Raw genomic sequence first — 15029 nt, forward strand, 5'->3', positions numbered from 1 at the left:
AGTTCGCGAAAAATAGATTTGTGTATCTTTGTGTTCTAAAACGCTATAGTGAATTCAATCTTTCTACTACATTCAGTGATTTATTTATAGATTATTTCGAATATATAATATCCTTTTCGCATTACACTATTTTCAGTTGTCCCATTCTACAAAACGTCCGTTCATTTTTGAATTATTAAATATCTACATTCTCTAAACTCTAAATGCCTAATTTTCTACACCTATAAATTAGTACCATCCTTCACTTTCTTTCATTCTTTTTAAAATGAAGATACTTACATTAATTATTTGACAATTTTTTTCTGTTCTGTTACGATAATTCTCAATAAAAGCATACAAATTCGTTGATGAGAAAGAGTAGCTTTACATCTTATTCCCTAGAGAGCTGACAGATCGGTGCAAGTCAGTGTTTAAGTGTAATGTGAAGATCCTCTCTGAGAAGATAGTCTGAAGATTTAGTAGGTCTATCCGGGTGTCCGCCGTTAAAAGGAACACGTATGATTGTACGTTGCTGAGTGCTATTGAGCGGTTTTCAATAGAATTAGGGTGGTATCGCGGTTAACCCCGTCCCTTACTTGGGACGGGGTTTTTTGTATGTTTTTATATAATTTAGTATTGGAGCGATATCAATGAATTCGAATGAAGGTAAAGAAAATACAGTACAGCGTGAGCAACGCATTCGTAACCTGTGGACAGAACAAGATACTTTTCAAGCTTCTGTTGATGCAAGAGAAGGACGCACACCGTTTGTTTTTTATGAAGGTCCACCAACTGCAAACGGGCTACCTCATGTAGGCCATGCATTTGGCAGAACGATTAAAGACGTTGTGGCACGTTATAAAACGATGCAAGGATTCCAAGTAGAGAGAAAAGCAGGCTGGGATACACACGGTCTTCCTGTAGAACTTGGTGTTGAAAAGCAACTAGGTATTTCAGGTAAACAAGAGATTGAACGTTATGGTATTGAGCCATTTATCAACAAATGTAAGGAAAGTGTCTTCACTTACGAGAAGAAATGGCGTTCATTTACCGAAGAATTAGGTTATTGGGTTGATATGGATGATCCCTATATGACATTAAGCAATGACTATATCGAAAGTGTATGGAACATCTTGGGTAAAGTGCATAAAGACAATTTGTTATATAAAGGACATCGTGTATCACCATACTGCCCTAGCTGCCAAACATCATTAAGTTCTCATGAGGTCGCACAAGGTTATAAAGATGTAAAAGATTTATCTGCTACTGTGAAATTCAAATTAGCTGATAAAGAAAATGAATTCATCTTAGGTTGGACGACAACGCCTTGGACTTTACCTGCTAACGTAGCACTTGCTATGAATTCAGAGCTAACGTATGTAAGAGTTCAAAAAGAATCAGAGATCTTCATTGTTGCTAAATCATTAGTTGAAAAAGTACTAGGTGGAGATGTTGAAGTTCTAAGTGAGCACAAAGGACATGAATTTGAAGGCGTACGTTATTTACCAGCATTCAATTATGTAACAGTCGAAAAAGGGCATATCGTTGTCTTAGCTGAATACGTAACGGAGAGCAGTGGTACCGGTATCGTTCATATCGCACCTGCTTACGGTGAAGATGACTATAAAACAATTCAACAAAATGGCTTATCTTTTGTGAATGTGGTTAACTTGCAAGGTCGTTACACAGAAGAGATAGTTGATCTTGAAGGTAAATTTGTAAAAGACTGTGATGTAGATATTATTAAAATGCTATCTGAAAAAGGTCTGCTATTTAGCAAAGAAAAGTATGAGCATAGCTACCCACACTGCTGGCGCTGTGATTCCCCGCTTCTTTACTATGCGACAGATAGCTGGTTTATCAATATGTCGTCACTAAAAGACCAAATGCTTGCGAATAACGAAACCGTCACTTGGTATCCTGAGCACATCAAAAACGGGCGTTTCGGAAACTTCCTTGAAAACCTAGTGGATTGGAATATTAGCCGAAACCGCTACTGGGGTACCCCATTAAATGTATGGATCTGTGATGTTTGTGGCTATGAAGTAGCACCTGGTAGCATCGATGAATTAAAAGAAATCGCTACAACTAATTTGGATGATGGTATAGAGCTTCACAAACCATATATTGATGATGTCCAATGCGCTTGCCCTAAATGTCATGGACAGATGGAAAGAACGCCAGAAGTTATTGACGTTTGGTTTGACAGCGGTTCAATGCCATTTGCACAACACCACTATCCATTCGATAACAAGGAGAAATTTAATAAACAATTCCCTGCAGATGTCATCATTGAAGGAATTGACCAAACACGTGGCTTCTTCTATAGCCTATTAGCAGTCTCTACACTATTTACTGGTCAGGCACCATATAAGAACGTCTTATCATTAGGTCATGTATTAGATGAGAACGGCCAGAAAATGTCGAAGAGTAAAGGTAACGCGCTAGATCCAGTTGAATTGATTCAAGAATATGGTGCTGATGCTCTACGTTGGGCATTCTTGATCGATAGTTCGCCTTGGAATCCTAAACGATTCTCGAAAAAGACTGTGCAAGATGCAAAATCAAAACTAGTTGATACGTTAGATAATACGTATAAATTTTATGCGATGTATGCGAAAATTGATGGTTTTGAATATGATGCAAATCACACAGGCAAGAAAACAATCTTAGATCAATGGATGCTATCTCGTTTGCATAATACAATCAAAGTTGTAGCAGAGTATATGGATGAGTTCCAATTTACAGCTGCGACAAGAGAGATTGCAGCGTTAGTTGATGAAGTGAGTAATTGGTATGTAAGACGTTCTAGAAATCGTTTCTGGGCTTCTGGTCTATCAGAAGACAAAAAAGCAGCATACTCTACCCTATTTGAGACTTTAAGTACAATTAGCCGCTTACTAGCACCTTTTGTACCTTATATCGCAGAGGATATTCATTTAAAACTACACAACAATAGCGTACACCTACAAGACTATCCAAAAGCGGATGAAGCAGTTATTAATCCGGAGTTAGAAAAAGATATGGCAACCATCTTGAAAATAGTGGAATTCGGAAGAAGTATTCGTAATAGTACTTCATTAAAAACAAAGCAGCCGCTTCAACAAATCATCGTTTGGCAAAATGAAGACGCGAGTTCATTAGATGCATATACAAATATCATAAAAGATGAATTAAACGTCAAAACCGTCACATTTGCTAATGATATCTCGAAATATGAATCAGCTAACTTTAAATTGAATTTCAAAACGGCTGGTGCTGCATTTGGTAAAGCGGTCAACTCCGTTAAGCAATATGTTGAAAGTATGCCGGAAGAAGAGAAACAAACAATTCTTTCTCAAGGCGAAGTACAGATTAATGTAAATGAAGACAGCTATACTTTAAAATCCGAACATATTCTTGTAGAATCTGCTGTAACACCTGGTTTTGAGCTAGCTGGCGATCAGCAATTAAAAGTATTGCTAGATGTACAATTAACGGCTGTATTAATTGAAGAAGGACAAATAAGAGAGCTTATTCGTACAATTCAAGACACAAGAAAGAAATTAGATTTACCAGTCGAGATGTATGTTTCTCTAAACATTGTTGCAAGTACTGATGTAAAAGAAATGATCCTTCGTTTTGAAGATTTAATGAGAGAAAATTTACTAGTAAATGACATCACGTTTAATGTATTAGAAGATAATGAGCAACCTATTGATGTGCAATTAGGTGCAGAACTTGTGAAAGTTGCAATGCGTTACAAATAATAATGATTTCAATAACAATAATGTAAACAGCACTAAAAAGGGGCTGTCCATTAAGTCGATATCGACTTGTGGGCACCCCTTTTAATTTGAAAATAAAGGTTTCTCTAAAACCAAATAGAATAATATAACTTGAATACTGAGCGTATATTTTCCAATTAACGGGTTCCTCCTACATTAAAGCCCTCTATTAAATGTACTTTACTTTCTATACTGAATTTCACTAGACTTTATTGCTGTTAAAAAAAGCAGCTTTTACGCAAATTGAATAAACTATGATAATCAATGACCAAATCAAATTTCCTAAAAAGGGTTGTATGTTTTGCGCGGTCATTAAGGTCATACTTAACAATCCAAAAAGGATAGAGTAAACAGTCATTGACCAAAATCCCCATTTTTTCAAATTCGCATATCCATAGACCATTACAAAGGTTGCCAATGCAAGTAGCACCCTCACTAATCGCTCAGGCGCATTTGGGATTCCGAACCTTTCTGCAATTCCTATACTGTTTGGTTCATGATGATAAAAAATAGAGGTGAGAAGTAAAACAACCGCTCCAAAAATATAGAAAAAACTAATCAATGTTACTCCTATTGGTCTTTCCAAGCTTACTCCTCCTTTTTAAAAGAGACTAACAAATGATGCTTATAGTTAGCATTTAATTTCTATCAACTTTCACTGGCTATACATAATAAGCTTGAGATTTTTCTTTTTCTGAAACTCTTCAATAATATGTACATATCTTCGTATTCATTTACTATGATTCTGGTATATTAACTATGTCGTTGTCCTATTTGATAGATTAGGGAAATCGATGGCAATTAACTAACTCTACCCTATTTTATTCATTTAACTACATACATAACCAAATCAGATTAACTAGACTTTAGTTAAAAGAGCCAACAATAAATAAAGTCATTGTTAGCTCTTATTAAAGTTTTATTCTTCCTTATTCATAAATATTAATAATTGTAACTTTTTCACGAGTCATTGCTTCGATACTCCGTCTTATACCTTGTGTTCCCATACCTGAACCTTTGATTCCTATGAATGGGAAGTGGTCAGGACCACGTTCTGTTCTTCCGTTTATTTGTACAGAACCTGCTTCAATTTGAGGTGCTATAGTAAATGCCTTATTTATATCTTTTGTAAACACACTTGCTTGTAGACCAAATTTTGATGCATTAGCTAGTGTAATGGCTTCTTTATCTGATTTCACTCTAATAATAGGAAGCACTGGGCCAAATGGTTCTTCCCAAGCAATTCTCATATTTGTTGTAACATTGTCTAGTAAGGTCGGGTATATTAGATTGCCTTCACGTTTGTTTCCCACAACTAATGTGGCTTCTTTTGTTAATGCATCGTCAATTAAACCTTGTACAAAGTCTGCAGATTTATCATCGATTAACGGTACTATAATATTATTTTCTTCAGGAGAACCTACAGTTAAGGATTCTATTTCTTCTTTTAATAATGACACTAATTCATCAGCAACAGTTTCGTTTACTAGGACACGTTTAATTGCTGTACAACGTTGCCCTGAATATGAATATGCACCTGAAATAATTTGTTTTGAAGCAAATACTAGATCAGCATCTTCTCGAACGATAGCTGGGTCTTTTCCTCCGAGCTCCATTACAAGTGGAATCATGTTTGAAATTTTTGCAATATGTTGTCCCGTTACTGTTCCTCCAGTGAATGAGATCATATCGATATCAGGATGCTCAACAAGGTAGTCACCTATTACAGAACCTCGTCCAGTTACAAGGTTAAGAACACCTTTTGGTAAGCCTGCTTTGTGAAGAGCTTCAATCATTTTCACACCACTAATTGCACCTTGAGTTGCTGGTTTGAAGATAACTGAATTTCCAACAATTAGTGAGGGGGCAATTTTTGCAGCTGATAAGTTAACGGGATAGTTAAAGGGTGAAATGGCAAGAATGACACCAAGCGGGACACGATTAGTCATCGCAATTTTAGAGCGATTTCCACCCGGAAAATTTTCACCCCACATACTTTCCCCTTGCATATGTGTTGCTTCTTCTATTGTGTATTGAATAAAATCTGCAGTTCGATCCACTTCCTTTACCGCATCATTAAATGTTTTCCCCACTTCTTCCATAATAGATTGAGCAATTTCGTTTTTCATTGCAAGTAATTCATCTACCCATCTATATAGATATGCACCACGAGCGCGTACAGAAAGTTGTGCCCATTCTTTTTGGGCTAGTTTTGCGCCGTTTATTGCTTCATCTACTTCATCCTGAGAAATAGCTTGAACGCGGCCAATTTCCTCATGTAAATAAGGCGACAAAATGCTTATACTTTCTTTTGATCGACTTTCACGCCATTCTCCATTTATATAAAATTGATAATTTTTAGCCATGATGTCTCCTCCAATAATCCGATGTTTTACTATTATTTACTTATTTTCAGTTGTCATACTTATAATTCCGTCATTTAATCCTTCAATATGCATCTTTATTATATAAGCAAAAAACACCGTACCTTGATATTAGATAATATCAAAGTACGGTGTTTTCTTCTTAACGTTCATTCACTTCATACCATTCATGCAATATCAAAGTTCTTAATTTCATAAATTCCACCTATAAATCCAATCAAACCACCAATAGTAAATAAGACGGCTGGAATTACAGATGCACTTGCAGTTATTAAACTATACACCCCAAAAACACATAAAATCAGGCAACTAATTAAACTAATCATTACTCTGACCCTTTTATTGATGAATATCCCCTCCAAAATAATCTATACCTTATATTCTTATAGTTCTCGAATTATTCATAAATTCCTTTTGATTATTTTAAAATCATTTACAATTGCAAGTACTTACTTGAGATGAACTAAGAAAACAGATGACTTTGTCTCCAATGACTGTGATTATTAAAGACGATGACAATTATTATATGCTAGACTTTTACATGTTGATGCGGTTTATAGCCCGTCCACATTTCTACATTTCGAAGTTAGGCAAGCTTATGTTATCAATTCACATTTAGTAATAAATAATAAAAGGTGATACATAGGAGTTAAATAAATTATGTCTCAGCCGTATATTTCTTATTCACTAAACATGCTCGTAATTTTGAAAGGATATTCTACAATTTATTAGAAGGCGATTGACAACCGTAAGAGTATGCGAGACAAATAAAACCACACTTTTCAAGGATTGGTCTACTCATTGGACTAGCATCAACAGTAAGGAAAGGATGCCCTTTTTCAAATGCCTTTTTTGCGCGAGCAGCTAGCAAAGCTGTATAGTATCCTTTTCCTCTATACATTGGTAGCGTCGAACCACCCCATAAGCTTGCAAATGATGAGTTGACCTCTATGTACATCCATGCGGCACTTACAAGCGTATCATCTTCATATATCCCATATAGATATAAGGCTTCAGGATTATTCTGTTTATCTCTCCAAAGCCGTTTCCCCAGCTCAGCATGTGATTCATTCCATATAGCATCTTCTAGATTAACGATATCTTGAATGCCTTTTTCATCTGTTATTTCCTTGAAATCGAAATGTTGATTATTTTTTAGCAAGTGGTGCTGTTCATCTAGTTTCATCACCATAAGAGCTTCTGCTGCATCTACGCTAAAACCTTCTTGTTCAAGAATATCTTTCAAACTATCTGGCTTATCATAGCTATACACTTTCCACTCAAAATCTTGTCCTAGGTCACTAAAATAGTTTAACTCCTGTTTTATGATTGTTCTTACATTATCTTCATTTACATTTGATGCTACTATGAACCCTGATTCACCAAACTGTGAAATATGTCGTACTACATGCTCTGTTTCTTCTCTTAAATAACTTTGTGTTTGAGCTTCTAATCTAAGTTCTTTATGGAATAGTGATATTAGTTCATTTTTATTCATGATCGTGCTCCTTTCTCTAACTATGTAAGATACTCTTAAGTCAAATGAACATCTAAATATCTAGCCATACCTGTTTTGAGCTTTTTAAAGCCACATTTTTTGTAGAATTCTTCATTTCCTGAAGTTGAAATCATATGAATACAGGAAATTCTTTTTAATTGTACTAATAGCTCATCTACAATCATTTTCGCAATACCCTGGCCTTGAAAATCTGGGTGAACAATTACATCATAAATAGCTGCATTAAATACACCATCTGAAATCGCTCTTGCAAATCCGACAAGTTCGCCATTTATAAATGCAAAGACGGTATGATTACTCGATGAAAATATTTGTCCAATAACTTTTTCGCTATGCTTTTTCCATCCAACAGATTGATAAATTTCTTTCATTTTAGCAATATTATTCATTTGAAATTCATCGCTAATTGTAACCATCATAGATTGCCCCCTTGTAGACTTGTATGTAATGCATTATGAATATGCACTACATATCGTGTTAAATATTGCATTAGAATAATTATAACAAATTTATCCATATTAAAACAGAAGCCTAATCACTTCGATTAGGCTTCTGCATTTCACTGTATTTCCTCAATTGTTTTTACAATTTTCTCTGTATTAGCAGCAAATATATTATTGATAAATAATACTTCTTTTACTCCTTGTTCATTAACTAATTTCTTTAAACTACTATTGTAATATCTAGAATCTACTACATATATTTCGTCATAATGAGGTATTAAGAATGGTACAAAAGCATTTCCATAAGACTCTTTCACAACGACTAGTTTCTTCCCAGTATTACTATCATTATTTTGAATTTTAATCATTGGAAAATCTCCATGTAAAAATAGAGAGTAAGCATTTACACCATCTACATAATCAGCATATAACGTTGAAGAAACTGGTGTATCTTCCTTCCCTTTTTCATATCGAAATACATCGTAATCAACTGGAATTTTGTAATAATCAACAACATCTGCATTTTCTTTTAACTTAGTATCCTAAGTTTGTGTATATAGAGTTCCTAAGAAACCTTTCTTAGAATATCTTTTGTACTCATTTAATGATGTAGCTTGAAAGCCTGCTTCTTTTGCAAATTGTTCATAGGCATAATAAGCACCTAATGATGTCCAGTGATGGTCCGTATTAAAATAAATATACTCATTTTTATGTTTTTCTAATGCTTTATAAGCATCTACAGTCTTAACTTTACTATCAAGACTGTCATAAATTTTATCAATTACAGGTTTTTGCGACTTTGACATATTTTTATATTTTTGTGGCAGTGCAAACTCTACACTCGATGGAACAACCATATTATACACTTCAACTTGATCTCCTAAAGCCTGTTTCGCACTTGATATGGCATTGGTATACCGCTCAGCGTTACCTTCATTTCCATAGAAAATTTCTACTGCTCTATCACCAAGTGTAATAATAGAACCCGATTTTTCTGCAATTGTATTCTTTGAAACATCTTCCTGTTTTCCTCCCTTAATAGAACTTACACTTTCTTCTTCCTTTACAGAGTTCACACTTTTTTTTTCTAAATCTGTAGAAGCACACCCTGCAATTAGTAAGGTCGCAATTGTTGAAACTATCATATTTTTTTTCATTGTAGTTAACTCTCCTTATATTTACTTCTGGATATTGTATATTTGTATCTCATCTGTTCCTGATCGTATTCCTTTTGCATTGTTATAGAATGAATTCAATGCAATAAACTGTTCACGAAATGGAAATGTATCATTCACATATAAATCCAGTTGTTTGGAATAGCTTTTATTGAGAAAACTTTCCACTGAAAGACTAGGGGAAGTTGTTAATTGTCGTTTTTCATTTTCAGAAATGTTGTCTTTAGGTAATAGAATGAATAATGTAAAGCCCATTATTACAATTCCAACCATACAACCGATATGAATTATCTCGGATATATTACCTTTTTTCATTCATTACTCTCCTTAAAATCTAAAATAAAGAAATGGATTATAACTTTCGCTAACCAGAACAGCTGTACATAGGATTAGAATCATAATATTTACAATAATTAAGCTACCTTTATACATAGCACCTTTACAAACTTTTTCCCTAATGACTTTAATAAGTGGTGTACATAGTAAAATAGCAAACACTATCCAGAAAATATTATTCGTTACAATAATATTTAACTCAGTACTAACGAAGCTTTGATTAGCAAAACCAAAGAGAACTTTTAAATAAGCGAAAGCTTCATTCATATTCGTAAAGTAGAAGAAGGTCCAGCCTATAATTACAACCACTAGTAAATAACAGTGCGAAACAATTCTTGGCAGTTTCTCTAAAATTTTTCCTAGTATTTTTTTCTCTAAGTAAATTAAAACCCCAAAATACAGTCCCCAAACAATAAAATTCCAGCTAGCGCCATGCCAAATTCCAGTTAGAAACCAGACAATCATCAAATTTATAAATTCATTCTTTCGATTTCCGCCAAGTGGGATGTACACATAGTCTCGAAAGAAGCTACCTAAAGATATATGCCATCGTCTCCAAAATTCTGTAGCAGATTGTGATACATATGGATAGTTGAAATTCTCTTTATATTCGAAGCCAAATATTTTCCCTAATCCTATAGCCATATCTGAGTATCCAGAAAAATCAAAGTAAATTTGCAGCGTAAACATTAGAATACCAAACCATGCTTCTGTAACAGTTAAGCTTTCTGAAGAACGCTCCATAAACATCGTGGCAAAATGACCGGCTGTATTAGCTAACAATACTTTTTTTCCTAATCCAATTACGAATCGATTCACGCCATCACTGATTTGGCTAATATTTGTAGTTCGATTCTCTATCTGTATAGCAATATCCGAATATCTAACGATCGGTCCTGCCACTAGCTGTGGAAATAATGACACATACAAAAGGAAAGTTGAGAACTTTCTTTGTGCCTGTACCTTTCTTCGATACACATCTACTGTATAAGAGATTGTTTGGAAGGTATAAAAAGATATACCAATTGGTAATGTAACATTGGGTATTTGGAATGACGTATTAAAAATAAGATTGACATTTTCATAGATAAAAGCACTATACTTAAATGCAATTAACAAAGAAAGATTTAATATTATAGAAGAAACGACACCATATTTAGCCCATTTCGTTCCATGAAATCTTTCAATGTACAATCCATGACAATAATCAATACTACTACTAAAAAGTAATAGGACAGTCCATATTGGCTCACCCCAAGCATAAAAACATAATGAGGTTACTAACAAAATGATGTTTCTAAACTTTCTATTTTTCACCGAATAATACAGTATTATGGTGATTGGTAGAAACAAATAAATGAACAAAAGACTTGAAAAAACCATCGTATCCTCCTTTCGATTACATAGTAATAATGGTTTGTGACGCCAATGTTACAAGCTAGTGGTGCTCATAAAAAAGAACCCTAATGATTGATAGGGTTCTTTTTAATACAAATATTGAGTTGTATGTGGATTGTAATGATGTCTTCTTCGATTTTTTCTCGTAACCTTCATAGAAATGATTAATAAAATATTTCCGAAAAACACTTATACTTAATTATATCCAAAAATTGACTGGTAAATTTAATTAATGGTAATATAAAAAAATTAGAATATGTTTTTTAAATCTAAATGATAAACAAACTATTTATCCGAATTACATAGAAATTTATTAAAATACTTAAGCAAAGGAAGTACATCAAATGATTGATAATAGTGATTTTCCTAATACAAAGCTCGACATTAGCCGCAGTGATCTACATGCAGATTGTGAAAACTGCTTTGGTTTATGTTGTGTAGCGCTTCCCTTTGCAACTTCGGTTGATTTTGCAATTGATAAAGTGGCATGTAAGCCATGCTCTAATTTGCAATCGGATTTTCGATGTAGCATTCATAATAGTCTGAGACAAGAGGGATTTAAAGGTTGTACGGTTTTTGACTGCTTCGGTGCCGGACAAAAAGTTTCTCAAACTACATTTAAAGGAATTGACTGGCGCGAAAATACACAAATAGCTCAGAAAATGTTCGATGTCTTCCCGACTATGCATCAACTTCATGAAATGATCTGGTATCTGACTGAAGCTCTGAATTTGAAGGAAGCAAGTACTATACATAGAAAACTTAGCACTGCACTTCATGAAACTGAACGACTTAGCCAAATTAGTTCAGATGATCTTTTAAAGCTAGATGTACCATCGCACCGAGCAGTAGTAAATGCTTTGCTTTTAAACACTAGTGAACTTGTAAGAAGCAAAGTAATCTCCCAGCATATTGGCTCTAAAAAAAGAAAAACACTTGACCGTCGAGGAGCAGATTTGATGGGGGCAAAACTTAGAGGTGCTAACTTTAGGGGTGCTAATTTAAGAGGGGCATATCTTATTGGGGCAGATTTACGAGACGCAGACTTTAGCATGGCTGACCTTATTGGAGCTGATTTACGAGATACCGATCTAAGAGGTGCAAATCTTATTGGCAGTATCTTTCTCACACAAGTTCAAGTTAATGCTGCAAAAGGTGATGAACAAACAAAATTACCGCATTTCCTTTCACGTCCAACACACTGGACTGTAAGTGAAAAGAGATATAAAAACAAAGAGGTGTTTTGATTGAGTGAAGAATATTTTGAAGTCCCAATACGATGTACAGGGATTGCGACCGTTTTATTAAAAAAGATAGAAGATGAATATAAAGTGTTGCTCTTAAAAAGAAATTCTTCTGTTTTACGGAATGTTTGGTGTTATATTGGTGGTAGTATTGAAGAAGGTGAAAAGGCTTGGGAAGCAGCTTCCAGAGAAATAAAAGAAGAAACCGGGATAACAAAACTATTATTATATACATCTAACAAATTCGACCAAATATATTCACCTCAAGATAATTATATATATGTTGCCCCTGTATTTGTTGGGTTTGTAGAAGACCATCAAGATGTAAAATTAAATGATGAACATAGCGACTATCAATGGTTGTCTTTTGAGGAAGCGATAGAAACAGTCTCATTACCTGGAAATGATGAAGTTCTTAAATCTATTGAAAAACATTTTGTACAGAGTAAACCTCCAAATTTTTTACGTGTTGGAGATTAAAATTAATTAAAATAGGGATCGTTAGTTGAAGAAAGGACATTACATATAATATATATAATGTCCTTTAATTTATCTGCCTCTTTTATTGTTGTCTTGATAATATATTCTTTGGGATTATCTGTGCATTCCCTCCCTAAGCTAAATAGCATCTATTCCTCTTCTTTCCTTTTTTTCATTAGGTGAATCATCTCATCATTTTGCTCGATAATTCGATCCATTTGTTTTCTCATTTTAGTAAAGTCATATGAAAAAACTAAAAGTAACACAAGTATGAAAAATCCCATATTAAACTCTCCTCATTTTGCTAGTTGATGTTAATTTTTAAGCCTCTTCCTTAAAATCTTCCTGTATTTCTATGCCCAACAAGTGCACGGTGAATTTTAATGGATTCACTGTATGGGAACTGCCTTGCAATTAAATTCCTATTATGATGTTAGAGCTAGATGTTTTTTTCGATAGGACAGAATCCCTTTTACATTTTGATTATAATAAATAATACCCTCCAATTTTTTTTGGAGAGTATCGTAATTAAATTGTCTTGTTCATAGTAATAAAACTTATATCTCGCTGGATGCAACTTCTATCCCAAAAGAATTTACCGAGCAAACAACTATTGAACCCCCGATGAAGTAGAAAGTCTCCATGTGGCACCCCAATATTCATCGTATTGAATATACCATTTTCCATTTATTTTTACTTCTAACCATGATAACGGCGGTGTAGATAATATCCTAGTTTTATAACCATTCATATCAAATACAATTTGTTGTGCAAGTGCATAAGAATCCGAATCACCATTACGTTTGTAAAAGAAGTGGTATGCCGAGTATACGTCGTATGCATCATCCCATCTTAACATTGGTTGGTCATTTAAAAAATCTCTAGCTTTACTCTCAACCTCAGCGACTTTCACAATCTGGGAGTAAGGTATTTTATTCTTTCTTAAATCTTCTCCCCAATGCTCAGCGTCATCCAAAGCATCATAATAATCATCTCCACGAATATAATCAGTTGGTACTTTTACCCCGTTTTTAAAGTAGTCCACATATTGTTCGTGTTGCCAAAAACCAAAAACAAATTTTCTTTTGTAGTTCTTGAAGTAATTATTAACATAAGCCATTGTTTTATCATACTGGTATTGGTTATCAGAACCATACGTATGGCCTTGATATTTAGTCTTGATACGCGATGGGCTTATTGGTGTAGCGTGAGTGATGTCAATAGTCTTTGCACTTGTTGATATAGACACTTTTGTGCCTGTAGCTTTGGCCACTAGATCATGAGGGATCATGAATACATCATTGATTGCTTGAGCACTTGTCGATAGCGTTATTTTCTTGCCGTTTACAGTAGCCACTTTAGATCCTTGTTTGATTGTAGAAGTTGTACCATTGCTTTTAATAGTTAACACTTTAGTTTTGCTATTAAAAGTAGTCGTTCCGCCTAAACGTATTATAAAGCTTTTTGCAGGTAATATATGATTAGGGCCTATTCTAATAGAGCTATTATGAAGAGATACAGGTTTACCATTGATGGACACCTTGTACTTAACTGTCGCAGCAACCATCGTGATGTTGCTATGGTTATCGGCAGCTGTGATTTGTTTCGAATTAACCTCAACTGGATTTGTCAAACTTGTCACTAATAACACTCCGCTAAGTAATACAGAGCTTAATACCTTACTTGAACCATTCATATTATTCACTCCCCTTTCTGTTACATATGGTTCATTATAGTGCAATATAGGGTGACATAGATATAATTTCCAATTTTTTATTCAAAAGTATCCAAATCATTTATCTCTATTACGCCTCTACGATTATTGTCTAAAAACCTAACATTTACTTTTGATTCCCCATATCCCTGTCAATGCCCTTTTTTAAAACTTAATACCTGTACTTTCCTATCACGATGCTTTAGTTTTTGCTTGTTGAGGCTTTACAACCAAAATACTACCAACTACTATTGTATAGTCTGAAACTTTTTCACCGTTGATATAACGCTCAACTTTAGCTTTAACAATCACATCATTATCATCTACATATGATTTTATAGAGGTTCCTCTCATGCTAACATTTCCCTTCAATTAATATTTTCCTGTTAGTGGCAAAAATAATTTGTGTATTCTTGGTCAAGTTCGATCCCATTAGTTTAATTCCCAATATATAATTAAACTATTGTTGCCCTCGATTAAGATTCCTATTTATCAAGGGCTTTTTCATAGCTGAAAGACTCTAAATGGTATCTTATAGTTTCACACCCTACCACAAGACCGTAAAAATACATATTGAGTGGACCTTTTGG

11 protein-coding genes, 1 pseudogene and 1 other annotated feature are annotated in these 15029 nt (G+C 34.2%); of the genes and pseudogenes, 3 read left to right on the forward strand and 9 right to left on the reverse strand.

Going from position 1 to position 15029, the window contains the following annotated elements; all coding sequences use genetic code 11:
* The first annotated feature begins 335 nt into the window (after positions 1 to 335).
* Positions 336 to 575, forward strand: a binding site (T-box leader).
* A 54-nt stretch (positions 576 to 629) separates the two neighbouring features.
* Positions 630 to 3728, forward strand: coding sequence for an isoleucine--tRNA ligase (gene ileS, locus AMD00_RS01720; protein ID WP_053415375.1), 3099 nt, complete (start codon positions 630 to 632; stop codon positions 3726 to 3728).
* A 220-nt stretch (positions 3729 to 3948) separates the two neighbouring features.
* On the opposite strand, the gene AMD00_RS01725 is transcribed toward ileS, so the two are convergent.
* From AMD00_RS01725 to AMD00_RS01760, 6 genes and pseudogenes are all read right to left on the reverse strand, one after another.
* Positions 3949 to 4332 (reverse strand): hypothetical protein, encoded by a 384-nt coding sequence (locus AMD00_RS01725; RefSeq protein ID WP_053415376.1) that lies wholly within the window; start codon positions 4330 to 4332, stop codon positions 3949 to 3951.
* A 343-nt stretch (positions 4333 to 4675) separates the two neighbouring features.
* Entirely contained in the window at positions 4676 to 6112 is a 1437-nt protein-coding gene (locus AMD00_RS01730) for an NADP-dependent glyceraldehyde-3-phosphate dehydrogenase (RefSeq protein ID WP_053415377.1), read from the reverse strand.
* A 736-nt stretch (positions 6113 to 6848) separates the two neighbouring features.
* A complete protein-coding gene (locus AMD00_RS01735) occupies positions 6849 to 7628 on the reverse strand; it encodes a GNAT family N-acetyltransferase (protein ID WP_053415378.1) in 780 nt (259 codons plus the stop codon).
* A 35-nt stretch (positions 7629 to 7663) separates the two neighbouring features.
* Positions 7664 to 8068, reverse strand: coding sequence for a GNAT family N-acetyltransferase (locus tag AMD00_RS01740; RefSeq protein WP_053415379.1), 405 nt, complete (start codon positions 8066 to 8068; stop codon positions 7664 to 7666).
* A gap of 140 nt (positions 8069 to 8208) precedes the next feature.
* A pseudogene (locus tag AMD00_RS23790) lies at positions 8209 to 9582 on the reverse strand (DHHW family protein).
* A 12-nt stretch (positions 9583 to 9594) separates the two neighbouring features.
* Complete coding sequence (locus AMD00_RS01760; RefSeq protein WP_053415383.1) at positions 9595 to 10986, reverse strand: MBOAT family O-acyltransferase; 1392 nt, start codon at positions 10984 to 10986, stop codon at positions 9595 to 9597.
* A 359-nt stretch (positions 10987 to 11345) separates the two neighbouring features.
* Between AMD00_RS01760 and AMD00_RS01765 the strand changes: the two genes are divergently transcribed.
* Positions 11346 to 12248, forward strand: a complete 903-nt coding sequence (locus AMD00_RS01765) for a pentapeptide repeat-containing protein (RefSeq protein ID WP_053415384.1) — start codon at positions 11346 to 11348, stop codon at positions 12246 to 12248.
* The gene (locus AMD00_RS01770; RefSeq protein WP_053415385.1) at positions 12249 to 12725 is read left to right on the forward strand and encodes an NUDIX hydrolase; all 477 of its coding nucleotides are present in this window, start codon (positions 12249 to 12251) and stop codon (positions 12723 to 12725) included.
* 149 nt (positions 12726 to 12874) lie between these two features.
* Here AMD00_RS01770 and AMD00_RS24085 read toward each other — a convergent pair whose 3' ends face one another.
* From AMD00_RS24085 to AMD00_RS23075, 3 genes are all read right to left on the reverse strand, one after another.
* Positions 12875 to 13009: a hypothetical protein gene (locus tag AMD00_RS24085; RefSeq protein WP_281173019.1), complete on the reverse strand. Its 135-nt coding sequence runs from the start codon at positions 13007 to 13009 to the stop codon at positions 12875 to 12877.
* 326 nt (positions 13010 to 13335) lie between these two features.
* Positions 13336 to 14367, reverse strand: a complete 1032-nt coding sequence (locus tag AMD00_RS01775; protein WP_169786295.1) for a stalk domain-containing protein — start codon at positions 14365 to 14367, stop codon at positions 13336 to 13338.
* 264 nt (positions 14368 to 14631) lie between these two features.
* On the reverse strand, positions 14632 to 14811 hold the full coding sequence (locus AMD00_RS23075; protein WP_157059152.1) for a hypothetical protein: 180 nt from the start codon (positions 14809 to 14811) through the stop codon (positions 14632 to 14634).
* Positions 14812 to 15029 lie beyond the last annotated feature (218 nt).

It is taken from the genome of Viridibacillus arvi, assembly GCF_001274945.1.
GTDB lineage: Bacteria > Bacillota > Bacilli > Bacillales_A > Planococcaceae > Viridibacillus > Viridibacillus arvi.

Bases quoted from the DNA above. Each gene is read 5' to 3' on its own strand.
- AMD00_RS01760 (WP_053415383.1), bottom strand. From the start codon at position 10,986: ATGGTTTTTTCAAGTCTTTTGTTCATTTATTTGTTTCTACCAATCACC.
- AMD00_RS01735 (WP_053415378.1), bottom strand. From the start codon at position 7,628: ATGAATAAAAATGAACTAATATCACTATTCCATAAAGAACTTAGATTA.
- AMD00_RS01730 (WP_053415377.1), bottom strand. From the start codon at position 6,112: ATGGCTAAAAATTATCAATTTTATATAAATGGAGAATGGCGTGAAAGT.
- AMD00_RS01765 (WP_053415384.1), top strand. From the start codon at position 11,346: ATGATTGATAATAGTGATTTTCCTAATACAAAGCTCGACATTAGCCGC.
- ileS (WP_053415375.1), top strand. From the start codon at position 630: ATGAATTCGAATGAAGGTAAAGAAAATACAGTACAGCGTGAGCAACGC.
- AMD00_RS01740 (WP_053415379.1), bottom strand. From the start codon at position 8,068: ATGATGGTTACAATTAGCGATGAATTTCAAATGAATAATATTGCTAAA.
- AMD00_RS24085 (WP_281173019.1), bottom strand. From the start codon at position 13,009: ATGGGATTTTTCATACTTGTGTTACTTTTAGTTTTTTCATATGACTTT.